Source organism: Methanoregula sp. (genome assembly GCF_049518935.1).
GTDB lineage: Archaea > Halobacteriota > Methanomicrobia > Methanomicrobiales > Methanospirillaceae > Methanoregula.
In genome coordinates this window covers 25,334-52,149 of record NZ_JBEKRH010000013.1, presented here as the reverse complement: position 1 = coordinate 52,149, position 26,816 = coordinate 25,334, and the positions used below count along the sequence as shown (strand labels likewise).

Below are 26,816 nucleotides of genomic sequence, written 5' to 3'. Positions count from 1 at the left end.
TCTTCTTTCAGCCGGTTCAGCGCGTATCTCACGGTTCTTGAGGGGAGATAGGTTTCCCGGATGATGTCTTTCTGGGTCATCTGCCGGTTTGCTTTCAGCACGTTGTATACCAGTTTTGCTGATGGCGGAAGGTGTTCGATCTTCGGTCCCTGGGATCTGGTTGCTGATTCATTTACAACAAAAACGATCACTCATGACGTATCACATACTATAGTTCGAGTTCACGATTGTTAAGTCTTTCGTTTAAAAGCATATTTTTAAATTTTTTTATTACCAAGGGTAATACATATTACTCGCATTACTGGAAAACCTTCAGATCCGCGCACATAAAATACCTGTAAAAAAATAACCGGGTGGAACCTGCGATGAAACCACCTCATCAGAAATACCCTGAAAATGAACATTGATTCTTCGGATATCGGGGAGCCCGGATATAATACGGCCGGTTATCCGATTATAGAGAGCTCGAATGTTGCATCAGTACATGACCGGCAGAACATAATGAATTCTGAGACATTCTCGGACATCTCATCATAGAGCGAGCGGGGTATGTATATGATGATTCGTGGGTGAAGTTCATGAAGTTCAGTCTCTTTGTCAATCGCAAGGTAACTTTCCCTGCAGAGGCCGATGAACGTCTTGAAGTTTATCCGCTTCACTAGCCGGAAATGGGCGACATTTTTTTCGTCAATCCACACCCGGTAGCTCGGTGTTTTCCTGAGTTCGCGTCCGTAAATGATCATGGTCATGGAGCAGGGAAATTATGAATTATGCTGTTGTATTTTCGCTGTCATTACTATGAACCGGTTGATTGTGGCAATTTTTTCTCAAGAATATCGGGAATCCGTACCGTGCAGGGAATCAGGCATATCGTTCGGGTATTTATTCTGATCAGCCGGCAGCAGGATTCTTAATAGCAGGTCTCCAGGTTAATGCGTTGAATATGATCCTGAGCCGGAACGAAATACTTAACAATTGTGAACTCATATGTTTGTATGGTGATCCAACTATGAGGGATCGTTTTTGTCGAAAACATCGTAGGAGTTACTGAACCAGCAGTCCCATCAATCGGGCATCTGCCACCATCGGCAAAGCTCGTGTACAAAGTCTTGGAAACCAATGGACACCTGACGCAGAAGGATCTCATCCGTGAGACCTCGTTACCCTCACGGACAGTACGGTATGCATTGGGAAGGCTCAAGGAGAATAATGTCCTTGTTGAGCGCCATTATTTCACTGACGCACGGCAGAGCCTCTATGGCCTGAACAAGCCTCGCCAGGATGTGGTCGCGGTATGATGTGGTACTGATCCGATATCATTTTTTTATGATGTTGATTCCCGAAAACCTTGTCCGGAGTTGACGTCCCGTTGATATGTCGGGAATTTTCCCACAATGAACAAACTCCCCGATTTTCTCAGCTTTCTTTCTTACACTACGCCACTATTCACAGGTTATTGCCCGGAGTTCTGTTGCCTGCTCTTTTGGAAAAGCGGAAAAATCTGCCTGAAAATTAATCTATAAATAATGACTGTTCCAATGGTTCCATACGATATAACAATTGTGAACATACCGTGCCAAGGTGGCGGAGTGGCCACGCGGCTGACTGCAGATCAGCTACATCCCGGTTCAAATCCGGGCCTTGGCTTTACGAGTGGTTCATCTGAACCACGAGTAAGAGAAGAACTCGGAAGAGTTCTTCGAAGAACCTTGGCAGGTTCTTCTCATCCTCCATGTCTGATGACATGTCGGACTTCGAACCCCGTAAGATTCCCCGGAACCACGAGTAAGAGAAGAACTCGCAAGTCCTTCGAACCCGGAAAATATCCGGCACCGTCGGATGAACTCTGTCTTCGGCCCACTCAGGTTCAATCTCTATCTGTAAGGAACATATCATGGAACGTGGCCTTTCAGCAGAAACAAAAGCGCTCCTGATCAATATCGGCAGTGCAGACATTGACCCCTCGCTTCTTCCGCAGGAACTGAAGACCACGGCAACTGCGGGTCCTGGAGCCGGCGGGTCCTCGTTCTTCATACGATCCGGCTCACACAGGGTCAGGCTGTCGATCAAACAGGAGTCCCCCCTCAAAGTAATCCCCTGGAACGATGGTGTCGCAGTACAACGGGAAGGGAAGATTATCGCATATGGAACCCTCGAACTACCTCTCTGTCATTGTCCGGAACAGGCATATATCACGGTCAGCGAGCGTTGCATTTTCGATTGTAAATTCTGCCCCGTTCCCCTCCTCCACGGAAAAATAAAATCCCGGGAAGAGATTGCTGCCATGGTTGCGGTGGCACTGGAAAAAGGATCGGTAAAAGCAATCTCCCTGACCAGTGGAGTTGCAGAATCTCCGGAAAAAGAGGTTGCCTATATGGTCTCGGTGGTCAGGCATCTAGTAGACCGGTTTGACCTCCCGATAGGTGTTTCCGTGTATCCGACTGAAAATTCCACGGCCGAATTGTTCTATGCCGGCGTAAATGAGATCAAATATAATGTGGAGACCATGGATCGCGAGATTTTCGGACGTGTCTGCCCGAACCTTTCTCTGGATGAGATCCTTTCCGCCCTTCACGAAGCAGTGCCGGTTTTTGGCAGGAACCGCGTTTCCTCCAATTTTATCATCGGACTCGGAGAAACGGACGAGTGTGTGCAGGAGGGTGTTGAGAAACTCACCAGTATGGGGGTTATTCCGAACCTGCGCCCGATCTCCCCGCATCCCCTCAGGAAAGGGCAGATCAACGTTGAACGGCCTTCACCTTACCGGTTGATGAAGCTGACCCGGATAACCAGAGCGGCTCTCGAACGTCACGGTCTTGATGTGAGAGTAGCACAAACCATGTGCCTTCCCTGTACCGGCTGCGACCTGACCCCGCAGCGGGATCTGTAAGGGCCGACACTGCTCTCATATTTCTATCGGAATTTTTTCGTCTCACCCGCAACCAGCTGTTATTTTATTCTAGCTGATATTGTCCATTCATTTATAGGAACAAATCATTCATCAACGGTTTGCTGGCGCGTTCAGTTGTCCGGTCCGGAATCCTGAGTACATGCAGTACACAGGGTGCGTAAAAAACAGGAAATTCACGACGTAAAAACAGGAACAGGAAAATGCTGCCGATTGGAGAACTATTATATGGTCCCGATTGGTATCTAGTATAGTCGAATTCACAATCGTGAAGGACGTGCCAATGTGGCGGACTGGCTACGCAGCTGACTGCAGATCAGCGTAACCCGGTTCAATTCCGGGCGTTGGCTCTTCAAAAGGAACAGGAGAAACAGTATGAGTATCAGGATCCAGAAAACATTCGAAGCACTCTTCGAGCTCGAAGAGGTCCGGGGGCTCTTCCGGGAGTCCCTCCCGACCGGGTTCGATGCCGAAGAGGAAGCCGCGTTCCGTCAGCGGATTGCCAGCCTCAGGGCAATCGTTGCTGACCTCGAAGCCGGCACCGGCACCCCGAAGGTGACAAAAATCGCCGGTACGCTCGATGTCAGGAGCCGGGAGGAGGAGTACATCAATATCCACCCCATCCAGGCAGCCGGAAGGCTTACCACGGAGGCACGCAAAGCGATCATCTCCTATGGTGACGGATACTCGACATGTGATGCCTGCAGGAAACCGTTCCGGCTCGACAAGATTACAAAACCGGGGATTGCAGAATTCCATGAAGAACTCGCAAAATGGCTGAATATGGACCAGGCCCGGGTAGTCCCCGGGGCACGCCGTGGTTTCCAGGCTGTCGCGGGAACACTCGTCGGGAAAGGTGACAGCGTCATCGTCTCCGCTCTCGCCCACTATACGGAGTTCCTTGCTGTGGAAAATGCTGGTGGAATAATCAGGGAAGTGCCGCTGAACGCCAAAAATATCGTTACCGGCGAGGCAACGGCACAGAAGATCGAAGAGGTCAGGCGGGAGACCGGAAAACTCCCGGTGCTCGTCATGATCGACCACTTCGACTACCAGTTTGCAAACGAGCACGAGATCAAAGAAATCGGAAAAGTGGCTCACCAATACGATATCCCCTTCCTCTATAACGGCGCCTATACCGTCGGTATCCAGCCGGTAGACGGCAAAAAGATCGGAGCAGATTTTGTGGTCGGCTCCGGACACAAGAGTATGGCATCGGTCGCACCGTCCGGGGTACTAGCAATGACCGATGAATTTGCGCTAAAAGCGCTCCGTACCACCGCGATGGTCGGCGACCTCACCAAACGCAAGTTTGGTATCAAGGAAGTGGAACTGCTCGGATGCACGCTGATGGGCGGAACCCTGCTCTCCATGATCGCATCGTTCCCGGCAGTCAAGGCACGGACCCTGAAGTGGGATGATGAAGTGAAGAGATCCAATTTCTTCATCGACAGACTACTCAGGATCGGCGGTAGCAAGGTGCTCTCAGAGTACCCGCGGAAACACACCCTCACGAAGATCGACACCACCGGCAGTTTTGACACGGTCGCAAAGACCCACAAGCGCCGCGGGTTCTACTTCAGTGATGAACTGTCCTCCCGCGGGATCGTCGGAGAGTTCGCTGGAGCTACCAGGACCTGGAAACTGAACACCTACGGTCTCAACGAAAAGCAGATCCGCTACCTCGCTGATGTCTTCACCGAAATCGCAGAAAAATACGAGATCCCTGTTGCAAAGTGAGCACGGCAGAACCGCATTGCCGCTCCCTGACCAGCAGATGATCAGGATTCATCATGACCCCCCGAAATTCCGGGTATCCTGGTAAAGATCAACCCGTTTCGGAAATCCCAGAAAGAATGCATTGAAGAAAAATCCCCCTTAAAAGAAACAACGAAGGAATCCATCATGTCAAAGAAGAAGTTTAACCTTGGAACCCTCTCCCTCCATGCAGGGCAGGTTGTTGACCCCACTACCGGGTCAAGAGCAGTACCGATTTACCAGACCTCCTCGTACGTATTCAAGAGTGCGGAGCACGCAGCGAACCTGTTCGGCCTCCGCGAACTCGGGAACATCTATACCCGTCTCATGAACCCGACCACGGACGTGTTCGAGAAACGTGTCGCAGCCATCGAAGGCGGTAACAGTGCACTTGCAACTGCATCCGGCCAGGCAGCAATTACGTACGCACTCCTGAACATCACCCAGCCGGGTGACGAGATCGTGTCCGCTGACAACCTCTATGGCGGTACGTATGAGCTCTTCCACTACACCTTCCCGAAACTCGGAAGGCATGTGATCTTTGTCGACTCGACAAAACCAGAAGCATTTAAGAAGGCAATCACTCCCAAGACCAAGGCGATCTACGCTGAGACCATCGGGAACCCGAAGCTGGATGTGCCGGACTTTGAGGCGATCGCAAAGATCGCCCACGATGCAGGGATCCCGCTTGTTGTAGACAACACAACCGGTGTTGGACTCGTCCGCCCGATCGAGCACGGTGCTGACATCTCCGTTCTCTCCGCCACCAAATACATTGGCGGTCATGGCAACTCGATCGGTGGCGTGATCGTCGATTCCGGTAAGTTTGCCTGGAACAACGGGAAGTTCCCGGAATTTACCGAACCTGACCCGAGCTACCACGGTCTCAAGTACTGGGACACCTTCGGTAACTTTGCAACCTTCGGTAACGTTGCTTTCATCTTCAAGATCCGGATCTCCCTTCTCCGAGATACCGGTGCGGTACTCAGCCCGTTCAATGCCTGGCTCTTCCTCATCGGCCTCGAGACCCTCCACCTGCGGGTACCCCGCCACTCGGAGAATGCGCTCGCAGTCGCCGAGTTCTTAAAGAACCACCCGAAAGTCGCCTGGGTCAACTACACCGGACTTCCGGAACACCAGAGCCACAAGCTCGCCCAGAAATACCTCAGTGGAGGATACGGCCCGCTTGTCTCCTTTGGCGTCAAGGGCGGCGAGAAGGCAAGCACGAAGTTCATCGACAACCTCAAGGTCTTCAGCAACCTCGCGAACATCGGGGACTCAAAGAGCCTGGTCATCCACCCGGCGACTACGACCCACCAGCAGCTCACACCGGAAGAGCAGAAGAAGACCGGTGTCACACCCGACCTCGTCAGATTATCCGTGGGAACGGAAGATATCGAAGATATCATCGCGGATCTCAAGCAGGCCCTTGAAGCCAGCTCGTAATCGCAGATATTAAGGACTTGCCAGAGAAATTATCACTATGAAAATATCCGTTGGCTATCCCGACAAACCTGGATTGGAAGGTGGTTGTCGATGATCAAAGGATCCGTCGGGATAGTACCAACCAGTTTTTATCATCATTCATCCCCGCTCACGCTCGAGAGCGGGGAGATCCTCCCCCCCCTTTCTATCGCATATGAAACCTATGGCAGGCTGAACAAGGATAAAAGCAACGCGATTCTTATCTGCCATGCCCTCTCGGGAGATGCCCATATCGCAGGGTTCCATGAGGGTGACGATAAGCCCGGCTGGTGGGACACGGTGGTTGGTCCGGGCAAGGCCTTTGATACTGACCACTTCTTTGTGATCTGCACAAACGTCATCGGCGGGTGCAAGGGATCGACCGGTCCATCCAGCATCAACCCCAAAACCGGAAAACCCTATGGAGCCAAATTCCCGGTCATCACGATCAGGGACATGGTGAATGCCCAGAAACTGCTCATCGACCACTTCGGGATCAGCCAGCTCTATGCGGTAGCAGGAGGATCGATGGGTGGGATGCAGGTGATGCAATGGGCGGTGACGTACCCTGACTTCATGAAAAAGGCAGTTGTCATTGCGGCATGTGGCTATTCGACCCCCCAGCAGATCGCGTTCAACGAGGTCGGCAGGAAGGCAATCATCTCGGATCCTCACTGGAATAGCGGCGATTATTATGGGAAAACCCTTCCGATCCATGGTCTCGCACTCGCCCGGATGGTCGGTCACATTACGTACCTCTCGAATGAGTCCATGCACGAGAAGTTCGGGCGGGCCCTCCAGGGTAAGGATCGTATCGGGTTCGACTTCTCCACGGACTTCAAGGTCGAGAGCTATCTTCACCACCAGGGTGACACGTTCACCCGGAGGTTCGATGCCAATTCGTACCTGTATATCACGAAGGCGATCGATTACTTCGACCTGACTCGTGACGGGTCGCTCACGAACGGCCTTGCCGGGGTAAAAGCATCATTCCTGATCATATCAGTATCCTCTGACTGGCTCTACCCGCCGTACCAGTCCCAGGAGATGCTATCTGCCCTGACCGCAAATGAAGCCGAGGTCCACTACTGTGAGATCCGGTCCAATTACGGGCATGATGCCTTCCTGCTCGAGTCCGGCCAGATCAATTACCTTGTCGGCAGGTTCCTTTCCCATACGGTTGTCGGCGACGTGATGGTCCGGGACATCCAGACGATCGAGGAGGGAACAACCATAGCGGTGACTGCACGGCGGATGATCCATACCGGTGTCAACCACCTGCCCGTACTCTCCAGCGGGGGGCAACTCGTGGGTATCGTCACATCGTGGGATATCGCGAAAGCGGTCGCATCCAACTTCCTCTGGCTGGACGAGATTATGTCCCGGGACGTGATCACGGCAACGCCCGGTGAGCCGATCGAAGTTGCGGCAAAGAAGATGGAGGCGCACGCGATCTCGGCGCTCCCGGTTATCGACGACCAGCAACATGTCATAGGGCTTATCACGGTCGACGCAATCAGTGTGCTGGTCGGGAGAGGGAACCAATGACCGTCACGAACATCTCTGCCGGTACACCGGCCGGCAGCGCACTCATCGTCCTTGGCTGTCCTGAAGTCCCGGTCCAGCAGGCCCTTGCACTCCATCTTTCCCATGTTCTCAGGAAACAGGGCTTTGCCGTCCATGCCACGGGCAATCCTGCGGTCCTGAACCTCCTTAAGGTATCCGATCCGGAAAAACGGTACCTGCCTGAGATGATTGTCCTTGAAAAATGTATTGAAGAACTCGTCGGGAAAAAGCGCGACAGCGACCTTTGCGTGGTCTTTGCACACAGTGATGCTGGGATCTCTTATGCAGCAACCATGCGCCACCTCCTGCCGTCATCCCGCTTGGTCGTGATAATCTTCGGAAAGGATCCGGAAACTCTTGTCGTATCGGTTGATTTTCCGTGCGAGAAGATCGTGGAAAAAGCGGTGCACAATCCTCTGCAGCTCAAAAAGAAGATCAACGAGGTGTTCGGATGGGTTGCATAGAGAACCTGAAGTACGAGATGATCCTGCCGCTGGGTGCCTCGTTCAGGGAGTGCCGCGAGTACGTGGAAAAGAATTTTTCAGAATTCTGGTATGTCGACCCCGGCTACAGGCTCTTTGACGAATATATCATCGGCCTGCCACCGATCGCGCTTGGTATTGAAGGTTCCAGGATCATTTTCCCGTATACCAAGCCCTGTCATGGCACGTACCTGCTCGCAGTCGAGGATGCTGACGAGGCTATGCGTGTCCGGGAAACCGCACGAAAGAAAAAGTGAATCCCTGGTGAAATTACGCTATGAAAAAACAATGGCTTGTCCGGTATTCTGAGATCTTCCTCAAATCCGACCCTGTCCGCAGGCAGTGGGAAAATGTACTGATAGCAAATATCCTCGAGGTCATGCCCGGCATCCATGTCCGGAATGAGCGGGGCAGGATCTGGCTGGACGGGGATGTGAAACCCGATCTGTTGAAAAATATCTTCGGGATTGTCTCGTTCTCGGAAGTTGAGCACATCAAACTGGATGAGATCGGCTCATTCCTTCCCGATTACTGCCGCCGGCACGGGATCGAGAAGGCAAAAACATTCGCGGTCCGGATGAAACGTGTGGGTAAGCACGCTTTCAGCTCAAACGAGAAGGCAATCGAGTTTGGTGATTTGATCCGCGGGGAATTTCCCCACCTCAAGGTGAACCTGGCCACCCCGGACAAGGAGATCCACATAGAGATACGGGCAAACGAAGCCTACCTCTACGATACGGTCACGAAGGCTGTCGGAGGCCTCCCCCTCGGGGTCGAAGGCACGCTTGTCGCCTTGGTATCGGGTGGGATTGATTCCCCGGTCGCTGCCTGGATGATGATGAAGCGGGGGTGCCGGATTCTCCCGGTCTTTGTCGCGCTCGACACGTTCCTTGATGAAACAACTATCGCCAGAGCGGAACGGGTGGTGGAAGTCCTCGCAAAATACCAGCCCGGTATCCATCTGACGGTAATCCGGGACTCGTACCTGGCAGCCGCAAAACAGGAACTGGTCCGGCGGCACCTCGAGAAATACACCTGCCTCTTCTGCAAGCGCCGGATGTATCGCGTGGCTACGGCATTGGCCGTGCAGGCCGGGGCAAAAGGGATTGTTACCGGCGAGTCTCTCGGGCAGGTGGCAAGCCAGACTCTTGACAACCTGGTCGTCCTGACTGACGCTGCATCCGAGGTACCGATCCATCGTCCGCTTATCGGGTTTGACAAGGAGGAGACCATGAAGATTGCCCGGGAGATCGGAACATTCTCCGAATCGACCTCAAAGGCGTCCGGCTGCAAGGCCGTACCTTCAGGTCCCTCGACCAAGGCGAAGCTGGCAACCATTCTCGAGATCGAGGCAAAACTGGAAGCAACGAAGATGCCGTTGCCGGTATAATCCCTTTTTTTCTGGTTATGATATGCAGAGGCCCTCCGTTCCTGCGTTACAGGGTGATAAACCCCGTAACTGTACCCCCCGTCGCTGGTTCAGGCATTCATCAGGATCGCATCCTCCCCTTGATTCTCCAAACCCATTTTTAATACGGGGAATAATCCGGTCTAAACCGGAATCTTAATCCGCAAATGGGGTAAATTTAAGCCTGAATATCTCATAATCGACGACATCCACAAGATGGCAGGGAGACACCGTGATCGAATATTACGCCGCGTATCTGATCTCGCTTGGGATTGGTATCATTGCTGCCATTATCGGTCTTGGCGGCGGTTTTCTGTACGTCCCGACGCTCACCCTGATCTTCGGAGTGGACACGAAAACGGCGATCGGCACCAGCCTTGCAATCATGATCTTCTCCTCGATGTCAGCCTCGTTCTGGTACCGGAAACAGGGCGTGATCCTCTTCAAAGTGGCGCTGATCCTTATCATCCCCAGCATGCTCGCCTCGGTGGCAGGCTCGTATCTCACCACGCTTGTCGATGCCCGGGTACTTGTTGCACTATTCTGCATCATGCTCACCCTGATCTCCCTTGAGATGCTCTTCCCGTGGTTCCGGTTTCTCAGGGAGATACAGTGGGGACCTTCGTTCGTGCTGTCTGCGAGCGTCCCGCACCAGGGTACCCAGCCAGTCGCCCGTATCTGGTACTCCCACCTCCTCTTCTGGGGGGCAGCCGGGGGCCTCCTCAGCGGGGTGACAGGTACGAGCGGCGGGGCCATCTTTGTACCGGCCCTTGCCACGGCGGGTATCCCGGTGCATTATGCGATCGCAACATCGATGTTTACGATCATCATCGTCTCGATCACCGGGGCAACAGCCCATGCCACGCTCGGCCAGATCGCATGGCCCTTCGTTGCGGTGTATGGGGCCGGGGCTGCCTTTGGCGCATTCATCGGGGCAAATATCGCCCCTCATATCAGGGAAGACCAGATCAAGAAGATATTCGGTGTCCTTCTCTTGGGTATTGCGGTTCTCATGTTCCAGCAGAAAGTCCTGATGGACATGTTGTAATAATTGGTAGGAAATACTCCCATCCCCTGGAGGTGTATCCCGTGTGTCCTCCGGTTTTTAAAACACTCCCGGGAAGGTGCACCGGGATATGCAGAATGAAACCTGCATATTCCTTTTACCGTTTCGTTTCAGGTCCGCGGATTCAAATCGTCGCAGTATACCGGTGCGATAGATGTGCTCATGCTCGTTCTAAAAGTATATGTCGGGTCCGGGCCAATAAATAACAGATATATTCCACGGCGCTGTCATCCCTGATATCCACGATCCTGCCCTGGCAGGATGTGACAATTCACCTGCAATCCTGCTGCATGGGCCAGCATTCCCCCCGTAGATCCCCGGACCTGATCATCCATGGACTTTTTTGCTGTTCTCGCATCGATCCTCTCCCTGTTCATCATTATCGGCATCGGTTTTTTCGCACGCAGGCACGGCCTTCTCGATGGGGACCGGGTCCACAAGATCTCCCATATCCTCGTGAATATTGCCCTGCCGGCTCTCACGATAAGCAGTATGCAGGTGCCGCATACGAGCCAGGCAATGACCCTGGTGGATAACACGCTTGCGGTCGCCTTCGCCTACTATACCGGTGCCTTCCTCGTCAGTCTCGTTGTCTGCCATTTCCTTCCCGCAACCGGTACAGAGAAAGGAGTCTTCCAGTTCATGCTGGTGTTCCCGAACGTGGGGTTCATGGGAATCCCGGTCGCGGAAGTGATCCTGGGGCCGGGATCCCTGTTTTACGTGATCCTGTTCAACCTGCCGTTCAATCTCCTGGCCTTCACCCTTGGGGTCTGGCTTCTCGCCCACGAGAAGGCAGGCAGGCTGGATCCCCGGATCCTGCTGACTCCCGGTCTTGCAGCATCCCTTCTCGGATTATTCCTCTTCCTGATTGGGTACCATATTCCCTATCCGGCAGATGCGGCGCTCGACTGGATCGGAAAGGCAACCACACCCCTTGCAATGCTTGTTATTGGTGCACTGCTCGCCACCCTGCCCACAGCACGTCTTGCAGGTGACTGGCGGGTGTATCTCATATCTGCTCTGAGGCTGCTGGTCTTTCCCGTCATGGCATTTGCCATCCTTTCCCGGTTCATTTCCGACCGGCTCCTCCTGTTGAGCGTGGTTCTCCTGATCGCGATGCCCGTGGCGGCAAACACTGTCCTGCTTTCTGATGAATATGATGTTGATGCTACGCTGGCATCACAGGGAGTTTTCCTGTCAACTCTCCTCTGTCTCGCAACGATCCCCCTGCTGGATTTCCTGCTCTTCTGAAGGACGGGCAACCTTGCCGTGTCTCCTGCATTCCGGAAGTCAGGAGGGAAGTTGCGGGACGGCACGTGCCAGTGAGCCCCGGGGACCCGTACTTGCCGCCATGGACCCGGTCCCGGCCCCGGAGGACCTTGCATATCCCCGGGACAATCCTCCGTCATGCCCGCAGGAAAAACCGGAATCTTAAAGGGGGTGAATCACCAGTTCTACTTATGAGAAATCATCCAGTCTTTGCCTTTTTTTGTCTCCTCCTCTTCGCATGCCTCGCGGGGTGCATGTACACGAATCCCACCGGAACACCGGTTACCACAACGCCATCCCCGGTCGCTGCAGCAACCCAACCGACCGTGGTATCCGGCACCGTAATCACTGCGGTCCCGGCGACGGAGCTTGCCCGGATCGAGGAAGAGAGCCTGGGAGTGGCCAGCGGTACTGGTTCTGTCTACCAGTTCCGGGGGAGCCTCTCCATCAGCGGCGGTGTCTACAAATCCGTTGAGGCGATAATGCAGTACCCGGATGGGACCCGGTACGTCTTCGATGCCGGTGGCATGGGTGGATCGAAACCTGTAGTGAAGACAATGATCCTCTATCCCGACAGCCGGTTCCAGGGCCTGACCCCGAAGTATTTCATCCGTCTCGACGGGAATGACTATGCAACTACATACCAATACACCGACGGGACGATCTACCGGATCGCCACCACGGATAGTGCCGTGCCCGGTTCGCCGTCCTGAAAAATCCTCCTTTTACCCGATCTTCATTTTTTAAAATATATGGTGCGCAATACGGGAACCCCGTCCTCCCGTACCTCGTTCTGGATAAATGGCGGAGATCCCTGTCAGGTGCCACTGTGACGGGATGGTCACCCGGTGCCTGCCCGTCTTTTCCTGGATCCGGATGACGTTCAGTCCTTCCTGCCCTGTATTCTCTTGCCGTACGGGCAGATGTAAAGGCACATCCCGCAGGCAGCCGGTTTCCCGGCGCTCTCCATCGCCTTGAAGTACCGGTCACATGCAGCCGCATCAAACCTGGCTTCCCGTGGTTCGTTCTCCGCGAATATCTTTCCCGTGAAGGCCTGGATCGGGCAGGCATCAACACAGGCAGTGCATTTCCCGCACCGGGGCTCCATGGGGGTGCCGGTCGGGGTAAGGGGTGCATCGGTCAGGACCGCGATCCACCTGACACGGGGTCCGTGGTCCGGGGTGACAAGGAGGCAGCTCCGGCCGATCCAGCCAAGGCCTGCCATATGCGCCGCCAGTTTATGGGAGAATATACCGGCGATCTTCTCATCGCTTGCCCGTTTTGAGGCCGGGACCGGGAAGGCACGATAACCTGCCCGCTGGATCGTGTTGGCTACCTGCAGGGCCATCAGGTCGAGTGCCGCGTTCACGACATCGTAGGTATGGTGCCGGTAGAGCACCGCGTTCGGGGGAGTTTCCCGCTCCGGGAGGAGGTCGACGAGGGTGTCCAGCAGGCCGATTCCCACGACCACGGCCCGGGGATATTCAGCAACCTGTTTCCCGCCCTGCCATTTGATGAAATCCCGTGCAGGCGCAAGGTCTGCAACCCCGCAGTAGTCAGCACCAAGGGATTTTGCCAGGATTTTGATCCGGTTATCAAGATACATAGGCGCTCGTACTGGAATGTATAACGCAGGAGATTGTTAGTCTGGCGGTTGGCAGCTCCGTTAAACCGTCATCGTTTGCCCCGCATCCCCGGCCCGTGCAGCCCCCTCTCAAGGGGGGTAAAAAGGTTAGTTATCCGGTTGCAGGTGCTGCACTATCGTAGAGGCGTGTCCAGTACCGGGCCTGGAAGACGGTAAAGAGCGGCGAGATGAGGAGGATCACGATGACCGCGATGGCGATGACGCCGAGAACAAACGCAAGGTTAAACCCTGAGATCAGGGCCACAACGATCCCGAGCAGGACAAAGATGCAGACAAGTGCCATTATCGGGATTGCAACAAGAACGGCAACGATGAGTAAACCGAGGATGTAGCTGACCCACCCGATCTTTCCTATGTGGTCGAGGATTGCCCGGAAGTTGAACGCTTCAGAAAACCGGCCGCTCCGGGCAAACCGGATCGATGCAACCGGCAGGAGAATCCCGACAGCGATCTCGAAGAGATACATGAGGAGGACAAGGCCTATGTTCGGTGTCCAGCCCGATAGCATCGCCGGCCGTGTATCCCCGGATAAGATGGCTGCCGCAAGAGCACCATACGTGGCAATCCAGATCACAAGGATGGGGATCGACCAGATGATCCCCACGATCATCAGTTTCAGGCCGTCAATGAACAGTCCTCCCCACCGGTCAACCTCCGGGGCGGGAGTCTCCCCCCGGTAAATCCGCATAATATAACCGTTCATCGGGATAGCAAGGAGGATGATCGCGAGGATCAGCCGCAGCCATCTGCCCCTGTTCTCAAAGACTCCCTGCCTCACAAAAGCCAGGGCATCGCGTACAATATCCGTATAATCCATGGGGTCACCAGTTTTGCGCTACCGGATACGGGACAGTTACCGGGTATCCGGGTTCAATTGTACTATGGCAGATCGCAGGCAATAAGGGTTTTTCACACCGCAGGTTGTACCGAGGGGTCATTCAGGGAAACCCACCCCGTGATCTTCCTGTCATTGGTACCAGGCACATGTTTATGGCATCCGGTTGACCATGCACCTGTATGGGAAGTGTGTCTCCATGAAAGTCTCTATCAACCGGGCATTGTGCGTCAGCTGCGGGTCCTGCTGGGATTCATGCCCCGGCCTGTTCGAGGAGGACCCCGGGGACTCCTTCAGCCGGATTACCGAACAGTACCGTGTTGGCGGGAATGCTGCCGAAGGGGTTCCCCCGGAGGATCTGGAAGGGTGTGCCCGGGACGCGGCGGACCTCTGCCCGGCCCAGATCATCACCATCGTCGACTGAGACGTTAACGTTCTGCCATGCGGCAGGCAGGAAGTGCCCCGGCCGAAAAATTAATCCATACTTCCTGATTATATCCTGAATATCTGCCTGAATCTTCCGGCAGGGGGTTATCCCTGGTGTTCGAATACCTTACCCTTGCGACATGGTCGCCGTACCTTGCCGGTGCCGGTATCGGCGTCCTGTGCTGCCTTGCCTTCGTCCTCTCCGATCGCCCTATCGGCTGTTCGACGGCATTTGTCAAACTGCGCGGGCTGATCGGCAGGACACTCAACGCGGAAAAGACTGAACGGATGGATTATTACCGGGAGATACCGCCCCGGGTCGACTGGGCCCTGATGATCATTCCCGGCGTGATGATCGGTGCATATATTTCTGTCCTTTTCTCGGGAAGCTTTCACCTCTTCTGGGTCCCCTCGCTCTGGGAAGCGACATTCGGTCCCGGCCCGGTTCTCCGCGTCGTGTTCGCGCTTGCCGGGGGAATCCTGCTCGGATTTGGTGCCCGGTGGGCCGGCGGTTGCACCAGCGGCCATGGCATCAACGGCTCGATCCAGCTCTCCCTTGCAAGCATGGTTACGGCGGCGTGCTTCTTTGCCGGGGGGATTATCACGGCCCTGCTGCTCTTCCGGGTTGTCGGGGTGTGGTAACGATGACACTTGAAAGCATCCGGGCCAATGGCCGGCTCCAGATCGCACTCGGGCTGCTCTTTGGGATCTGCTTTGGTTTTCTCCTCCAGAAAGGGGGGGTGACGGACTACAACGTGATCGAGGGCCAGCTCCTGCTCACCGATTTCACGGTAGTAAAAGTGATGCTCTCCGCTGTGATTGTGGGTATGATCGGATTCCACATTCTCAAACATTTCGGGTTCGTGCGATCGCATGCTGCCGGGGGAACACTCGGGGCAAACGTAATCGGCGGGTTGATCTTCGGTGTCGGATTTGCCCTGCTCGGCTATTGCCCGGGAACCGTTGCCGGGGCGGTTGGGACCGGAGCACTCGATGCGCTGGGGGGGATGCTGGGGATGGTTGTCGGTGCCGGTATCTTTGCAGAAGCATATCCGAAGCTCCGGGATACGGTCCTGCAGAAGGGACCGTTCCCGGCAGTTACGGTCCCGGAATTCCTTCACCTCCCCACGTGGACCGTGATCGTGCTTCTGGAAATCGCCATGATCGCGCTCCTTGCAGGGCTCGGGTATATCGGGCTGTGATAAGGACAGGGCACTCCTCTTCCGGTAGTATGCCTGAGGGGATTCCGGGCAGCGGGCTCCGTACGGGGCTGGATCATCACGATCGGAACTGAATACAGGTATTTTCACTAGGTTTAAGTGATCAGCATCACATGGTGTAAACAGAGGACTTTATGAAAAAGTCCATGAGATGAATTGCATGGCAGCATCTGTGAAAATACCCATCGACTATGCCGGGGCTGCGGATACGCTCAAAAAACTCCTGAAACTGTCAGGCTCTCCGGTCGCGTTCCGGTTTGCCACAAAGAAGGAGGAGATCCCGGCAGGCATGGATAAACTTGATAAGACGATCCGGCACTGCTCGATGATCGGTCTTGCGAGGAACGAAGGGAAGATCTTCTACGCTCTTGCGGAAAATCACGAATGCAATGGCGGAGCCTGGTCGCTCGGTCTCAGGGAGATCACCGAAACCCTCAAGAACGGCGACTTTTACTACAAACTGGGCAAGTTTGAAAGTTCTGCTGCCTGCAAGCGGACAATCGACCGCGTTCCCCACCTGGACCCGGGCGACACGTATGCCACGATGTATGCACCCCTCGAGAAGACCCCGTTCGATCCGCAGGTGGTCATCATTGTGGCGAGCCCGTGGGCAATGCTCAAGCTCACGCAGAGTACGGTCTTTCGGGTGGGTGGAAGGGTCAATGCGGAATTTGCCGGTATCCAGTCCGTCTGCGCCGATGCCTGCGCCCAGACCTACCTCTCCGGCCGCATAAACTTCTCCCTTGGCTGCGACGGCTCACGGAAGTTCTCCGGTATTGCAGACGGGGAACTGGTCGTGGGGATCCCCGCCGAGATCCTGCCGGAGATCATCGAGGCGCTCAACGTGGTAGCAGCAGCGCCGGGATCGAAACAGAACTGAAGATATACCATTTTTTAAAATTGCATCACGTCAGGTATCATGACGGTATACCCGCCGTCCCAACAACCCGTGATGCTGTGGAACAGCCAGGTAAAAAAAGGATTAGATGAGTTTCGAACCTGCAGTCGGACCGGGCTTGCATTCAAAGACTTCCGTGATCTTCACGATCACGAGGGACCGTGCCGGGAGTGCCGGGTTCTTCTTGTTGATTTTTGCCTTCATCTCTTCGTATTCAGCCCCGCTGTTCTTGATGGATGCAACCCCCTTGATCTGGAAGCACCCCTTGATCTCAGGGCCCCAGACATAGATTGCGATCTTCGGGTTGGTCCTCAGGTTCGTCATCGTCTTGTTCATGAAGTTATCAGTAAACCAGATCGTCTCGTCATCCACGAGATCTGCGATACCTACGGGGATCACGTTCGGCGTCCCGTCTTTTGAGGCGGTGGCTACGGGGAATACCTTCATCCTGGAAAATGCCTCTTTCATTTCGGCTGTCAGTTTTACCATGGTCAGATCACCATCTTCGCATCGGGATTATATCCCCATAAACTTTGCTGTCAGGTTTCCTAAAAAATCACCTGCACAGGTGCAACAAGTCAGCATTGTCCCTTGTTGCGGTTATCCTCTGCCCGGGTACTGCGTCCGTGGACCGTCCGCTTCCACAATAACGCGTATAACGCGTCATGATCTCCGCATGACGGGTTCCTGCCTGCACCGGAAACGGGCGGCAGTCTGCCCTTCATCGCTTCTCTTATCTCCTGAACCGTTCCATCTGTGTGTGTGATGCACGAGCCGCCGGTCAAGAAGGTACTGTACTGGTGCGAAGATTGCAACGTGCCGCTGATCGCGAAGAGCTGTGCGTGCGGCCGGGAGGGAAAACGGATCGAGCTCCTCCAGCCCTACGATCTGCGGCCGGCTCTTTCCGCAGATCACGATCTCATCAGCAGGCTCGTGCGGGAACGGTACGGCGATATCCCTCTCGCAAAGATCCTCCTCCTCAACAAGACCGGCGGCGTGGACCGGGCCGACCTCGTGATCATGCACGGTGAACGGCTCGGGTGGCTCACGTTCGATCCGGTCAACCGTAAATTCAGCCTTGATATTACACCGGAAGCCCTTCCGTTCCTGGTCCCCCACGCAACAAAGGGGATCGTTGACCTCGATACCCATACCGATGCCCGGAAGGAGCAGGGGCGCATAGGCGGGAAGAGGATCCCGCTCAAAATCCCCGTTCCCGATGGGACCGTGATCGTGAAATACAAGGCCCGGTACGGGACGGGAACCGTGAAAGACGGGTCCATCAAGGTGAAGGAACTGATCACCGTCACTCCCCGAAGCCTGCCGGACCCCGGATGGGACGTGGCGATCGACCGGAACCGGTACCACCTCAAGAACCTTGAACGGAACGCGATCCGGACGATAAAACACCATATGGAGGACCGGCCGACAGTTAACGTCTCGTTCTCCGGAGGCAAGGACAGCACGGCTGTGCTTCATCTCGCCCGGAAGGCCGGGGTGACCCGGGCATTCTTCATTGATACCGGCCTCGAATTTCCCGAAACCCTTGCGTTCGTGAAATCCGAAGGGGTGGAGATCGCCGGGAAGGCGGGCGACTTCTGGCAGGCCGTGGAGAAGGCCGGACCCCCGGGGAAAGACAATCGCTGGTGCTGCAAGTTCCAGAAACTCCGGCCGCTCAAGCTCTATCTTGCCGAAGTGGGTCCCTGCGTCACGATCCAGGGCAACCGCTGGTATGAGTCGTGGAACCGGGCAAGCCTTGAAGAGACGAGCCAGAATCCCGACAATCCATTACAGCTCAATGTCTCGCCGATCCGGAACTGGCGGGCACTCGAAGTCTTCCTTTACCTCTGGTGGCAGAAGGCCGATATGAACCCGCTCTACGAGCAGGGCATCGAGCGGATAGGCTGCTACCTCTGCCCGGCCATGCTCGAGAGCGAGTACGAGCAGATCCGTATAAGCCACCCGGAATATACAAAGCGGTGGGACGACTTCGTGGAGTCGTGGGCAGCAAAGAAGGGGCTGCCAGAGGCCTACTGCCGGTGGGGGCTCTGGCGGTGGCGGAAGATCCCGCGGAAGATGCAGGAACTCTGCCGGGTGCACAGCATCGCGGTCAACGAGGATCTCACGATACGGGCTGACCCAGAACTCGTGAGGGATGTGAGGAAAGGAAGCATGGTTGATAAACCTCAGGAAAAAATACCGGAAGCAGGAATACAGGGAGCGGGCATGAAAGAACCGGCACGGGATATGTATGATCTGCAGGCAGTCCGCAGGGATTTCCCGCTCCTTGCGGAAGTAGTCTACCTCGACAATGCCGCTACCAGCCTCTCCCCGGAACCGGTTATCCAGTCGTACGTGGAGTTCGAGCGGAACTACCGGGCGAATGTCGGGAGGGGCGTCCACCGCCTCACCCAGATCGCGTCCCAGCGCTACTGGCACGCCCACGAGAAAGTGGCCGGTTTCATCGGGGCAAAAGAGGGTATCACCGTCTTCACCAAGAACACTACGGAATCGATCAACACGGTAGCACAGGGATTTCCCTGGAAGACCGGTGACCGCGTCCTGACCACCATCCTCGAGCACCACTCCAACCTCCTGCCCTGGTATCACCTCGGCCGGAACGGGGTCGCAGTCGATGTTGTTGGAATCCGTGACGATTATTCCTTTGATCTCTCCGCTTTCGAAACAGCAATCACCGGCACTACGCGCCTCGTAGCGATCACCCATGCCTCCAACGTCCTTGGAGTGATCACTCCCGTTGCGGAGATCGCGAAGTGCTGCCATGACCACGGTGCGCTCCTGCTGGTGGATATGGCCCAGACCGTGCCTCACATGCCGGTGGATGTCGCGCAGCTCGGCTGCGACTTCTGCGCCTTCTCCGGCCACAAGATGCTCGGACCAACCGGTACCGGTGTGCTCTGGATGAAGGAGCCGGTGATCGAGCCGCTGCTGCTGGGTGGCGGTGTTGTGGAATCGGTGAAGGGACGGGAGTTCACCCTGTCCGAAGGCTACCAGCGGTACGAAGCCGGGACCGGCAACATCTCGGGCGGCATCGGTCTTGGCGTTGCCGTCGATTATCTTACCGGTCTTGGCATGGAGCGGGTACACCGGCACGAGCAGGCACTCACCACCCGGATCATCGACGGTCTCCGGAAGATGCCCCGGATCAGGCTGTACGTTCCGGAGAAGCCGGAGCAGCGTGTCGGGGTGGTCTCGTTCACCGTTGACGGGCTGCATCCCCACGAAGTAGCCCAGAGGCTCGATGAGATGGCCGACATCATGGTCCGGTCGGGCCACCACTGCTGTATTCCCTTAATGGAGCGGCTGGGCCTGCCGGACGGGACGGTCCGGGTCAGCCTGGGCCCCTACAACTCGGCAGAGGATGTCGATCTCTTCCTTGCCACGATCGAAGAGATCACACGGTAATCTGGCGCGTCCCTTCCGTGTCTCCTGTTTCCCGGCCCGGAATTCCCGGTGTGGCCTGCCGGTTTATCATGATTTAATATGCAGGAATTTCCACCATTGATCAAACACAATTGCCCGATGTCCCGGGTTCAGCGTGATCTTCCATGAAAAAACATCAGTTGTCAGACCTGTTTTCCCAGGTGAGGGAAAAACGCCCGCTCATCCACCACATCACGAACTACGTGACGGTCAATGACTGCGCCAATATCACTCTCTGTGCCGGTGGCGCACCGGTGATGGCTGAAGCGGCCGAAGAAGTGGAGGAGATGGCTGCGGTTGCCAGTGCGCTTGTCCTTAATATCGGTACTCTCAACCGGGTGCAGGTCAAGTCCATGGAACTCGCCGGCCGGATGGCAAACGACCGGGAGATCCCGGTCATTCTCGATCCCGTGGGAGCAGGCGCCACGCAGTACCGGACAAAAACTGTCCGAAGGTTAATGGATAAACTCGATATCACTATCCTCAAGGGCAATGCCGGTGAGATCGGTGTGCTCGCCGGGGCGGAAGGGAAAGTACGGGGTGTCGATTCCCACGGGCTTGTCGGGGATCCGCAGGTGATCGCACGGGATTTTGCCAGATCGGCCGGGCTCACGGTGGTCGTAAGCGGGGCCACGGATATCGTAACCGATGGGAAGTGTATCCTTCTCGTGGACAATGGCCACCCGATGATGGGCAGCATCTCCGGTACCGGGTGCATGGCCGCATCCGTGACCGGCACGTTTGCCGCCGAATCCAGGGATACTGTCCTTGCCTCGGCAGCAGCCCTTGCCGCATTCGGCATTGCCGGCGAAAGGGCGGCGGCCTGTGCCCGGGGCCCGTTGAGTTTCAAGACGGCGCTCTTCGATGAACTTGCGACACTCACTCCCGAGGATCTCGCGACTGTGGCCCGGATCCGGACCGTATAATCACCTCACCACCCATGAAATACGACCTGTACGTTGTGACGGACGAGACTGTCTCCGGCGGGAGATCGCATACGGAGATTGCCAGGCTCGCCGTGGCTGGCGGGGCTGACGTGATCCAGCTCCGGGACAAGGCCCGAACCTGCAGCGAGCTGGCCGGGATCGGGTGGGAGATCCGGGCCATCACCCGGAGCGCCGGTGCCGGGTTTATCGTAAACGACAGGCTTGACGTTGCCCTTTCCTGTGGTGCAGACGGTGTCCATCTCGGGCAGGGGGACATGTCATGCGTGGTTGCCCGCCAGATTTCCCCCCCGGGTTTTGTTATCGGGGTCTCTGTGGGATCCGTTGTGGAGGCCCGTAATGCGGAACGGGATGGGGCCGATTATGTCGCCATCAGCCCGGTCTTTGCCACGGGTTCCAAGCGCGATGCCGGACCCGGTCATGGCCTCACCCTGCTCAGGGAGATCCAGACCGCTGTCAGCATCCCCGTCATCGCCATCGGGGGCATCGGGCTGGAAAATGCAGGTGACGTCATCGACGCCGGGGCGGACGGGATTGCGGTTATATCGGCAGTTGTCGGTGCCACTGACCTCACCGGTACGGCCAGGAAGATGGCTGCAATCGTGGCTGAGAGGAAAGCCGCACGGAAGAAGTGCAAGGGGATGGCGGGCCTATGAGAAATCCAGGTACGCTGCGCTTCGTACTCCACGAACATTTCGCAAAACACCACCATTTCGATTTCCGGTTGGAGCGGGATGGTGTGCTGAAGAGCTGGGCTGTTCCTAAGGGGTTGCCGGAAAACCCCGGTGAACGGAGGCTGGCGATTGCTGTCGAAGATCATCCTCTTGATTACATCGGCTTTACCGGGACCATTCCCGAAGGTGAGTACGGTGCCGGTGACGTGAAGATTGCCGACAACGGGACCTATGATACCCTTGCCTGGGAACCCGGCCGGATCGAGATCCTCCTGCATGGTGCCCGGTATACCGGAAAATATGTGCTCGTGCGATTCAGGAATGCCGGTGAAAAGGAGTGGCTCGTCTTACGGGCAAAGGATGGCGTCTGATCCCCCGCGGTATCTGGTCTTTTCCGGGATATTTGGGAATGCATGAGAAGATATAATAAATTCCTGCAACCATGTTCAACCAATAAATCCTGAGTACTGGGAATGAGTGGGACATGAAGACAATTTCGCCGCAAAACACGCTCTGGCTTTCGATTACCGCGCTGCTCACCATTGGCATTATCCTCGTTTCGATCTTCTCCTTAAAAAACGGTTATTTCGGGATATTTCCCTATTTCTATATCCTGCCCATCATTCTCCTCGCATATTTCTATCCGAGGTACGGGGTCTATTTCACGGTTCTTCTCGGGTGGATCTTCCTTGGGCTCGTCTGGCTCTATGGGCCTGCCGATATCCAGCTCTATGCGTCAAGCATCGCATTCTTCTACATCTTCGTTTCGCTGGGTGTCGTGATTTCCGCTTTCTCCAGCCAGTTGTTGCAGGAGCGGAAATACCGTGAGATCTTTGAGAATTCTCAGGCCGGAATGCTTACGTTCGATCTGGACACCCAGCAGATCCGGGAGATTAATGCACAGTCTGCCGCTATCCTGGGGTATGCTCCGGCGGATCTCAAAAAACAGATGTTCTCGTCCATCTGGCTTGACGATAGTCAGGAAACCCGGTTCATGAAGAAGATCCGGCAGGATGATGCTATTGCAGATATGGAGATTGCCCTGCGCAAAAAAGACAGGACCATAATCTGGGTGCTTGTTACCGCAGCCCTTACCAAGGAAGGCATGATCATCTGCTCGATTGTGGATATTACGGAACAGAAGCGCATTAAGGATGAGCTGATCGAATCCGAGCTCCGCTACCGGACGCTCTTCGATGGGGCGAGTGATGCGATCATCTTGCACGATATCGACGGGAAGATTTTCGAAACCAACGTAATCGCCAGCAGGTACCTCGGGTACACGAAAAAGGAGTTCATGCATATGAGCCTCCGCGATATCGCTGTAAACCCGGGGACGATCTTCCAGTCCGACATAGTCCGGCAGTTCATGGCCCGGGGTCACATGCTCTTCGAATCGGAACTGAAGAAGAAAGACGGCGGCACGATACCGGTCGAGATCAGCAGCCGGATCACGGAATATTTCGGCATGTCTGCCGTGATGAGCACGGTGAGGGACACCTCGGAACGGAAGAACTGAGGTGCGGGTCCGATAGTAATGGCGCGGACAATTGTTGTGGGCATTCGCTCATGACCCACACACCATAAAAAAAGAGCCGCCGGAGGGACTTGAACCCTCGACCTGCTGATTACGAATCAGCCGCTATACCGCTAAGCCACGGCGGCGTAATACCCCATAATATCGGTTTTTCGCGTTATTAAAATCTCTGGATCAAAAATATTATGAATATCCGGAAAGCGAGGTCACGGTCTTGTTTTCCGTGTTCTCCTTGGGGGCGATCGTACCGAACTTGGCCTCGTAGTCAGCGACGGTCTTGGTCAGCACGCCAAGGAGGTTCTTTGCATGAGACGGGGTGATGGAGACGATTGCCTTGGCCCGGGCCTGGTTCACCTGCGGGAGCTGGTGGAGGAACATGAAGGTAAACTCATCGTCCTTGTAGGCGATCTGGATCATGTTGCTGTACACCGGATCGAGAGTGGGCGGGATATTGACTGAAATTTCCTGCGATGTCATGGAGATCTGGTATGTTCTTCTGCCATGAAAACGTTGGTACGGTATCACAAGGGCAGGAAAACATCTGCACGGTTCTATGCCGGCAGGAAAACCATGGTCCTGTTTTCATCATACGAAAACCTGCTGGAACCTTTTATTCTGGTATAAATCACCGGGGATATGATCCCCGCCGGAAATGTTCCAGCACGTATCCAGACAATGGTCTGCCCATTCCTGAAAACCGGCTGCAATTCAAAAAGTTTAACCCGATTGGTTTCCCAGTTCTGGATGAGGAACCATCCTGCCCGTGAACGGGAAACATGCCACGATCTCGGACCTGGTGCGGGTCCATGCCTGCCCGGTCCGGTACTGTTACGAACGGAACGATCCGATTGCGGAATCCGACCGGTACGCGGTCTGCAAGCAGCTGTCATACCATCTTGGTAAGGCGCTTGAACCGGAGGCAATCTGGGGCGAGGTAGTTGCGGTCTGCCCGGCAGTCGATCCTGCGATGAGGGAATTTCTGGATCTCTGCATCACTGCCTGCACCAAAACCGCATGGAAGCCTGCGGTCCAGACGGACGTGACCGTCACATCGCAGAAACAGGGGATGGCCGGGATGATCGACCGCATCGATGCCAGCGGTGCCTTCTCTATCGTGCGGGCGTCGGGGGCGATGCCGATGGGCACGTACGCCGCCGACCGGTTGCGGGTCGCCGCCATTGCATTCTGCCTCGAGGAGATGACCGGGAAGGAAGTGGAAGGCGGGTTCGTGGAATATCTCCCGGACGGGATCTCCCGGTACCATGCGGTCCAGCCCCGGGACCGGCGGCAGGTGATCGCGGCCCTGCACAAGCTCAGGGAGATCCAGAGCGGTGCGATGCCGCAGCACCCGCTCAATGCACCCTGCAACCGGTGCAAGTTCAAGGAGAAATGTGAGAGCAGTGTCGGGCGGAGACTGAGCGAGCTGCTGTGAGGATATGGCCTTCCTCAACAGCTAATCCTCCAGAGTTCCCGACCCGGTAAATTAACCCGGCGCGGTAACGTGTCAACAGAAACGCAGACCGGCCAGAGCAAACCCGAGCCGGAATAAGGGGTCGTGGGGGTCACCCGATTTCTGGTCTGATCCCCCCATACTCAAACGATCCCCGGTATATCCACTCGGGAAATTCTCTTTTCTACGTCATAAAATTGTTCCTGCTGTAACGGAGATATTTACTAAAACCCGATCCATTGCAGTGTCATTTAGTGTGGTCCGGGGGATCAGTATGCATTGTGCCCTGACCCCCCTGGGGGTCGCTGGGTCTATCTGCCCGACCCCTGCGACCCCCCCCGACCCCCAAAACAGAAGATAGTGGAAGACCTGTAATCATGGATTTTATCCGATCACTTTCGCCATGCCCATGCCCCTCCCTTTTATGCCGGTTTTCAGAAACGGTCTGGATCGCAAGCATACGAAGGGAAGTGAACGATACGACCGCAACACGCATCGAGACAGGGACCCCCGGGGGAGATGCACTGGGATTCTCCGAAGATCTCTTCTCCGGCTGGCTGGAGATGGAAGGAGGTAACCGGCTCATCCTCCACTATATCATCTCCCGGCACCGGAACGAGGGGAACACGCAGGCCCTGATCCGCCGGTGGCTGGACGAAGGGTATGATGTCAATGTAGTGATGCCCCGGCCCGTGATGCAGCACATCCTCCGGAAATTCGGGTTCGTTCCGTCAAAGCGGTATTTTCCGGACCAGTACGAGGACCTTGTTGAAGTCTGGTACCGGCCCTGCCTGCAGGGGCCGGCCTGTGTACACGAGATGCGGGTTGTGTATGCCGGTATGGGGTGAGGATCCTGGGCCGGCTGCCCGTGATATCCCCTCGATCTTTCTTTTTTATTGTTCCAGCAGGGTCCGCGAGACTATGTATTCCCCGCGGGCCTCGCGGGTGGTTCCGACAATCAGCCAGCACTCGTCACCGTGCTGCTCGCAGATCCCACAGGCCTCGATTGTTTCGCCGGCGAGCGCCTGCCCGCTGTAGGTATGGGTGAAGGCAAGCACCCGGCTCACTGATTCGTGCTCCACCTCGTACACTGCCGGGTTGTCGAACGCGAGCGAGGCATCCTTCACCTTCGCTTCGATCGTCATCTTCCCGATCACGGTACCCTGCCCGGAGGGAACGCTTCCAATTTCTTCGTAGGAGCGGGTGTAAAGGATATCGAAATACGTTCCCTCGATCTGCCCGCGGTTCCATTTCCGCTGCTCGTGGAGCACGAACTGGTCATAGGAGATCTCGGGCTTGCGCTTCTCGTAGACCTTCCGCCACATCCCGTCCGTGAGCCCCTCGATCTTCCCGTCGCGGATGCCCTCCCGGACGAGCGCCTGCGCAGTGAACCAGTGCTTCCCGTATACCACCATGTCAATATCGGAGCTCCCGTTTGACAGTTCGCAGAGCAGCGAACCTGTGCACCCCACGGTACCTTCCGGCAGGCAGAAGAGGCGGATCAGCTTCTCCACACGGGGATGGGCGACGGCGATCCGCCCGATCTCGATGTCGGGTTTGAGCACCCGCTTTACATCCTTCTGCGGGATACGGTGGAGGAGGCCGGCGTATTGTGGTTTTCTCTTCGCAATAAGTGCGTATGCCTCTTCAAAATCGTACTTGTTGTATCGCCGGCCCGCTGGATTCACCCGCTCCCCCTCCGGCTCAGGAACATAGCGGAGGACACAGGCGATCCGGTCATCATTATCGTACGCAGAGACCGCATAGAGCCAGCCATCGTAATCCTCGATGAAATCACGCAGGCGGACGGGAAGCACAACGA

Annotated in this window: 29 protein-coding genes and 3 tRNA genes; 24 read left to right on the top strand and 8 right to left on the bottom strand. The window is 55.7% G+C overall.

Annotation, left to right across the window (positions count from 1 at the left end; all coding sequences use genetic code 11):
• The coding region (locus tag ABSE13_RS09105; protein ID WP_424028202.1) for a MarR family transcriptional regulator at nucleotides 1–191 on the bottom strand (191 nt) is incomplete at its 3' end.
• A 255-nt stretch (nucleotides 192–446) separates the two neighbouring features.
• Entirely contained in the window at nucleotides 447–743 is a 297-nt protein-coding gene (locus tag ABSE13_RS09100) for a hypothetical protein (RefSeq protein ID WP_424028201.1), read from the bottom strand.
• 366 nt (nucleotides 744–1,109) lie between these two features.
• Here ABSE13_RS09100 and ABSE13_RS09095 point away from each other — a divergent pair, with 366 nt between their 5' ends.
• The 13 genes from ABSE13_RS09095 to ABSE13_RS09035 all read left to right on the top strand — a co-directional run bounded on the left by ABSE13_RS09095 (nucleotide 1,110) and on the right by ABSE13_RS09035 (nucleotide 12,634).
• Entirely contained in the window at nucleotides 1,110–1,298 is a 189-nt protein-coding gene (locus tag ABSE13_RS09095) for a winged helix-turn-helix transcriptional regulator (protein WP_424028200.1), read from the top strand.
• A 277-nt stretch (nucleotides 1,299–1,575) separates the two neighbouring features.
• A tRNA-Cys gene (locus ABSE13_RS09090) sits at nucleotides 1,576–1,647 on the top strand.
• A 247-nt stretch (nucleotides 1,648–1,894) separates the two neighbouring features.
• Nucleotides 1,895–2,890 carry a radical SAM protein gene (locus tag ABSE13_RS09085; protein WP_424028199.1) on the top strand — a complete coding sequence of 332 codons (996 nt, stop codon included), beginning with the start codon at nucleotides 1,895–1,897 and terminating at the stop codon, nucleotides 2,888–2,890.
• 297 nt (nucleotides 2,891–3,187) lie between these two features.
• A tRNA-Cys gene (locus ABSE13_RS09080) sits at nucleotides 3,188–3,258 on the top strand.
• A 25-nt stretch (nucleotides 3,259–3,283) separates the two neighbouring features.
• Nucleotides 3,284–4,648, top strand: a complete 1,365-nt coding sequence (pscS, locus tag ABSE13_RS09075; RefSeq protein ID WP_424028198.1) for an O-phospho-L-seryl-tRNA:Cys-tRNA synthase — start codon at nucleotides 3,284–3,286, stop codon at nucleotides 4,646–4,648.
• A gap of 165 nt (nucleotides 4,649–4,813) precedes the next feature.
• A complete protein-coding gene (locus ABSE13_RS09070) occupies nucleotides 4,814–6,112 on the top strand; it encodes an O-acetylhomoserine aminocarboxypropyltransferase/cysteine synthase family protein (RefSeq protein ID WP_424028197.1) in 1,299 nt (432 codons plus the stop codon).
• Between the two features lie 90 nt (nucleotides 6,113–6,202).
• Entirely contained in the window at nucleotides 6,203–7,678 is a 1,476-nt protein-coding gene (metX, locus tag ABSE13_RS09065; RefSeq protein WP_424028196.1) for a homoserine O-acetyltransferase MetX, read from the top strand.
• The gene (locus ABSE13_RS09060; protein WP_424028195.1) at nucleotides 7,675–8,160 is read left to right on the top strand and encodes a DUF1890 domain-containing protein; all 486 of its coding nucleotides are present in this window, start codon (nucleotides 7,675–7,677) and stop codon (nucleotides 8,158–8,160) included. Before metX ends, ABSE13_RS09060 begins: the two co-directional genes overlap by 4 nt.
• Nucleotides 8,148–8,435: a DUF1894 domain-containing protein gene (locus ABSE13_RS09055; protein ID WP_424028194.1), complete on the top strand. Its 288-nt coding sequence runs from the start codon at nucleotides 8,148–8,150 to the stop codon at nucleotides 8,433–8,435. The genes ABSE13_RS09060 and ABSE13_RS09055 overlap by 13 nt, the downstream gene beginning before the upstream one ends.
• 20 nt (nucleotides 8,436–8,455) lie before the next feature.
• On the top strand, nucleotides 8,456–9,568 hold the full coding sequence (gene thiI / locus ABSE13_RS09050; protein ID WP_424028193.1) for a tRNA uracil 4-sulfurtransferase ThiI: 1,113 nt from the start codon (nucleotides 8,456–8,458) through the stop codon (nucleotides 9,566–9,568).
• A gap of 250 nt (nucleotides 9,569–9,818) precedes the next feature.
• Entirely contained in the window at nucleotides 9,819–10,634 is an 816-nt protein-coding gene (locus ABSE13_RS09045) for a sulfite exporter TauE/SafE family protein (protein ID WP_424028192.1), read from the top strand.
• Between the two features lie 351 nt (nucleotides 10,635–10,985).
• Complete coding sequence (locus tag ABSE13_RS09040) at nucleotides 10,986–11,903, top strand: AEC family transporter (RefSeq protein WP_424028191.1); 918 nt, start codon at nucleotides 10,986–10,988, stop codon at nucleotides 11,901–11,903.
• A gap of 209 nt (nucleotides 11,904–12,112) precedes the next feature.
• Nucleotides 12,113–12,634 (top strand): hypothetical protein, encoded by a 522-nt coding sequence (locus tag ABSE13_RS09035; RefSeq protein WP_424028190.1) that lies wholly within the window; start codon nucleotides 12,113–12,115, stop codon nucleotides 12,632–12,634.
• 170 nt (nucleotides 12,635–12,804) lie between these two features.
• Here the strand turns inward: ABSE13_RS09035 and ABSE13_RS09030 are convergent, their stop codons facing one another.
• A complete protein-coding gene (locus ABSE13_RS09030; RefSeq protein WP_424028189.1) occupies nucleotides 12,805–13,527 on the bottom strand; it encodes a 4Fe-4S double cluster binding domain-containing protein in 723 nt (240 codons plus the stop codon).
• A gap of 130 nt (nucleotides 13,528–13,657) precedes the next feature.
• A complete protein-coding gene (locus ABSE13_RS09025) occupies nucleotides 13,658–14,383 on the bottom strand; it encodes a DUF4013 domain-containing protein (protein WP_424028188.1) in 726 nt (241 codons plus the stop codon).
• A gap of 217 nt (nucleotides 14,384–14,600) precedes the next feature.
• Here ABSE13_RS09025 and ABSE13_RS09020 point away from each other — a divergent pair, with 217 nt between their 5' ends.
• The 4 genes from ABSE13_RS09020 (at nucleotide 14,601) to ABSE13_RS09005 (ending at nucleotide 16,927) form a co-directional block, all read left to right on the top strand.
• Nucleotides 14,601–14,825 carry a ferredoxin gene (locus tag ABSE13_RS09020; RefSeq protein WP_424028187.1) on the top strand — a complete coding sequence of 75 codons (225 nt, stop codon included), beginning with the start codon at nucleotides 14,601–14,603 and terminating at the stop codon, nucleotides 14,823–14,825.
• Nucleotides 14,826–14,941: 116 nt separating this feature from the next.
• Entirely contained in the window at nucleotides 14,942–15,469 is a 528-nt protein-coding gene (locus ABSE13_RS09015) for a YeeE/YedE thiosulfate transporter family protein (protein WP_424028186.1), read from the top strand.
• Nucleotides 15,470–15,471: 2 nt separating this feature from the next.
• Nucleotides 15,472–16,029, top strand: coding sequence for a YeeE/YedE thiosulfate transporter family protein (locus tag ABSE13_RS09010; protein ID WP_424028185.1), 558 nt, complete (start codon nucleotides 15,472–15,474; stop codon nucleotides 16,027–16,029).
• 178 nt (nucleotides 16,030–16,207) lie between these two features.
• Nucleotides 16,208–16,927: a DUF169 domain-containing protein gene (locus ABSE13_RS09005; RefSeq protein WP_424028184.1), complete on the top strand. Its 720-nt coding sequence runs from the start codon at nucleotides 16,208–16,210 to the stop codon at nucleotides 16,925–16,927.
• Between the two features lie 102 nt (nucleotides 16,928–17,029).
• Here ABSE13_RS09005 and ABSE13_RS09000 read toward each other — a convergent pair whose 3' ends face one another.
• Nucleotides 17,030–17,434, bottom strand: a complete 405-nt coding sequence (locus ABSE13_RS09000) for a pyridoxamine 5'-phosphate oxidase family protein (protein WP_424028183.1) — start codon at nucleotides 17,432–17,434, stop codon at nucleotides 17,030–17,032.
• Nucleotides 17,435–17,710: 276 nt separating this feature from the next.
• On the opposite strand from ABSE13_RS09000, the gene ABSE13_RS08995 reads away from it, so the two are divergent.
• The 5 genes from ABSE13_RS08995 (at nucleotide 17,711) to ABSE13_RS08975 (ending at nucleotide 23,526) form a co-directional block, all read left to right on the top strand.
• Nucleotides 17,711–20,371 carry an aminotransferase class V-fold PLP-dependent enzyme gene (locus tag ABSE13_RS08995; RefSeq protein ID WP_424028182.1) on the top strand — a complete coding sequence of 887 codons (2,661 nt, stop codon included), beginning with the start codon at nucleotides 17,711–17,713 and terminating at the stop codon, nucleotides 20,369–20,371.
• A 143-nt stretch (nucleotides 20,372–20,514) separates the two neighbouring features.
• On the top strand, nucleotides 20,515–21,315 hold the full coding sequence (gene thiM, locus ABSE13_RS08990) for a hydroxyethylthiazole kinase (protein ID WP_424028181.1): 801 nt from the start codon (nucleotides 20,515–20,517) through the stop codon (nucleotides 21,313–21,315).
• A gap of 14 nt (nucleotides 21,316–21,329) precedes the next feature.
• A complete protein-coding gene (gene thiE, locus ABSE13_RS08985; RefSeq protein WP_424028180.1) occupies nucleotides 21,330–21,989 on the top strand; it encodes a thiamine phosphate synthase in 660 nt (219 codons plus the stop codon).
• Nucleotides 21,986–22,378, top strand: a complete 393-nt coding sequence (locus tag ABSE13_RS08980; RefSeq protein ID WP_424028179.1) for a DNA polymerase ligase N-terminal domain-containing protein — start codon at nucleotides 21,986–21,988, stop codon at nucleotides 22,376–22,378. Before thiE ends, ABSE13_RS08980 begins: the two co-directional genes overlap by 4 nt.
• A gap of 113 nt (nucleotides 22,379–22,491) precedes the next feature.
• Entirely contained in the window at nucleotides 22,492–23,526 is a 1,035-nt protein-coding gene (locus ABSE13_RS08975; protein ID WP_424028178.1) for a PAS domain-containing protein, read from the top strand.
• Between the two features lie 74 nt (nucleotides 23,527–23,600).
• Here ABSE13_RS08975 and ABSE13_RS08970 read toward each other — a convergent pair.
• A tRNA-Thr gene (locus tag ABSE13_RS08970) sits at nucleotides 23,601–23,672 on the bottom strand.
• A gap of 55 nt (nucleotides 23,673–23,727) precedes the next feature.
• Nucleotides 23,728–24,021 carry a DUF3467 domain-containing protein gene (locus ABSE13_RS08965; RefSeq protein ID WP_424028177.1) on the bottom strand — a complete coding sequence of 98 codons (294 nt, stop codon included), beginning with the start codon at nucleotides 24,019–24,021 and terminating at the stop codon, nucleotides 23,728–23,730.
• A 286-nt stretch (nucleotides 24,022–24,307) separates the two neighbouring features.
• Between ABSE13_RS08965 and ABSE13_RS08960 the strand changes: the two genes are divergently transcribed.
• Together ABSE13_RS08960 and ABSE13_RS08955 are read left to right on the top strand one after the other, a co-directional pair.
• Nucleotides 24,308–24,976, top strand: coding sequence for a CRISPR-associated protein Cas4 (locus tag ABSE13_RS08960; protein ID WP_424028176.1), 669 nt, complete (start codon nucleotides 24,308–24,310; stop codon nucleotides 24,974–24,976).
• 395 nt (nucleotides 24,977–25,371) lie between these two features.
• A complete protein-coding gene (locus tag ABSE13_RS08955; RefSeq protein ID WP_424028175.1) occupies nucleotides 25,372–25,842 on the top strand; it encodes a hypothetical protein in 471 nt (156 codons plus the stop codon).
• A 45-nt stretch (nucleotides 25,843–25,887) separates the two neighbouring features.
• Here ABSE13_RS08955 and ABSE13_RS08950 read toward each other — a convergent pair whose 3' ends face one another.
• Nucleotides 25,888–26,811 (bottom strand): DNA polymerase subunit beta, encoded by a 924-nt coding sequence (locus ABSE13_RS08950; RefSeq protein ID WP_424028174.1) that lies wholly within the window; start codon nucleotides 26,809–26,811, stop codon nucleotides 25,888–25,890.
• Nucleotides 26,812–26,816 lie beyond the last annotated feature (5 nt).

What these genes read in the sequence shown, in the direction of transcription:
- thiM (WP_424028181.1), top strand. Translation starts at nt 20,515, where the DNA reads ATGAAAAAACATCAGTTGTCAGACCTGTTTTCCCAGGTGAGGGAAAAA.
- ABSE13_RS09085 (WP_424028199.1), top strand. Translation starts at nt 1,895, where the DNA reads ATGGAACGTGGCCTTTCAGCAGAAACAAAAGCGCTCCTGATCAATATC.
- ABSE13_RS09035 (WP_424028190.1), top strand. Translation starts at nt 12,113, where the DNA reads ATGAGAAATCATCCAGTCTTTGCCTTTTTTTGTCTCCTCCTCTTCGCA.
- metX (WP_424028196.1), top strand. Translation starts at nt 6,203, where the DNA reads ATGATCAAAGGATCCGTCGGGATAGTACCAACCAGTTTTTATCATCAT.
- thiI (WP_424028193.1), top strand. Translation starts at nt 8,456, where the DNA reads ATGAAAAAACAATGGCTTGTCCGGTATTCTGAGATCTTCCTCAAATCC.
- ABSE13_RS09040 (WP_424028191.1), top strand. Translation starts at nt 10,986, where the DNA reads ATGGACTTTTTTGCTGTTCTCGCATCGATCCTCTCCCTGTTCATCATT.
- ABSE13_RS08955 (WP_424028175.1), top strand. Translation starts at nt 25,372, where the DNA reads ATGGATTTTATCCGATCACTTTCGCCATGCCCATGCCCCTCCCTTTTA.
- ABSE13_RS09060 (WP_424028195.1), top strand. Translation starts at nt 7,675, where the DNA reads ATGACCGTCACGAACATCTCTGCCGGTACACCGGCCGGCAGCGCACTC.
- ABSE13_RS09010 (WP_424028185.1), top strand. Translation starts at nt 15,472, where the DNA reads ATGACACTTGAAAGCATCCGGGCCAATGGCCGGCTCCAGATCGCACTC.
- ABSE13_RS09020 (WP_424028187.1), top strand. Translation starts at nt 14,601, where the DNA reads ATGAAAGTCTCTATCAACCGGGCATTGTGCGTCAGCTGCGGGTCCTGC.
- ABSE13_RS08975 (WP_424028178.1), top strand. Translation starts at nt 22,492, where the DNA reads ATGAAGACAATTTCGCCGCAAAACACGCTCTGGCTTTCGATTACCGCG.
- ABSE13_RS09055 (WP_424028194.1), top strand. Translation starts at nt 8,148, where the DNA reads ATGGGTTGCATAGAGAACCTGAAGTACGAGATGATCCTGCCGCTGGGT.
- ABSE13_RS09000 (WP_424028183.1), bottom strand. Translation starts at nt 17,434, where the DNA reads ATGGTAAAACTGACAGCCGAAATGAAAGAGGCATTTTCCAGGATGAAG.
- pscS (WP_424028198.1), top strand. Translation starts at nt 3,284, where the DNA reads ATGAGTATCAGGATCCAGAAAACATTCGAAGCACTCTTCGAGCTCGAA.
- ABSE13_RS08995 (WP_424028182.1), top strand. Translation starts at nt 17,711, where the DNA reads ATGCACGAGCCGCCGGTCAAGAAGGTACTGTACTGGTGCGAAGATTGC.
- ABSE13_RS09030 (WP_424028189.1), bottom strand. Translation starts at nt 13,527, where the DNA reads ATGTATCTTGATAACCGGATCAAAATCCTGGCAAAATCCCTTGGTGCT.
- ABSE13_RS09025 (WP_424028188.1), bottom strand. Translation starts at nt 14,383, where the DNA reads ATGGATTATACGGATATTGTACGCGATGCCCTGGCTTTTGTGAGGCAG.
- ABSE13_RS09005 (WP_424028184.1), top strand. Translation starts at nt 16,208, where the DNA reads ATGGCAGCATCTGTGAAAATACCCATCGACTATGCCGGGGCTGCGGAT.
- ABSE13_RS09100 (WP_424028201.1), bottom strand. Translation starts at nt 743, where the DNA reads ATGATCATTTACGGACGCGAACTCAGGAAAACACCGAGCTACCGGGTG.
- ABSE13_RS08965 (WP_424028177.1), bottom strand. Translation starts at nt 24,021, where the DNA reads ATGACATCGCAGGAAATTTCAGTCAATATCCCGCCCACTCTCGATCCG.
- ABSE13_RS08980 (WP_424028179.1), top strand. Translation starts at nt 21,986, where the DNA reads ATGAGAAATCCAGGTACGCTGCGCTTCGTACTCCACGAACATTTCGCA.
- ABSE13_RS09070 (WP_424028197.1), top strand. Translation starts at nt 4,814, where the DNA reads ATGTCAAAGAAGAAGTTTAACCTTGGAACCCTCTCCCTCCATGCAGGG.
- thiE (WP_424028180.1), top strand. Translation starts at nt 21,330, where the DNA reads ATGAAATACGACCTGTACGTTGTGACGGACGAGACTGTCTCCGGCGGG.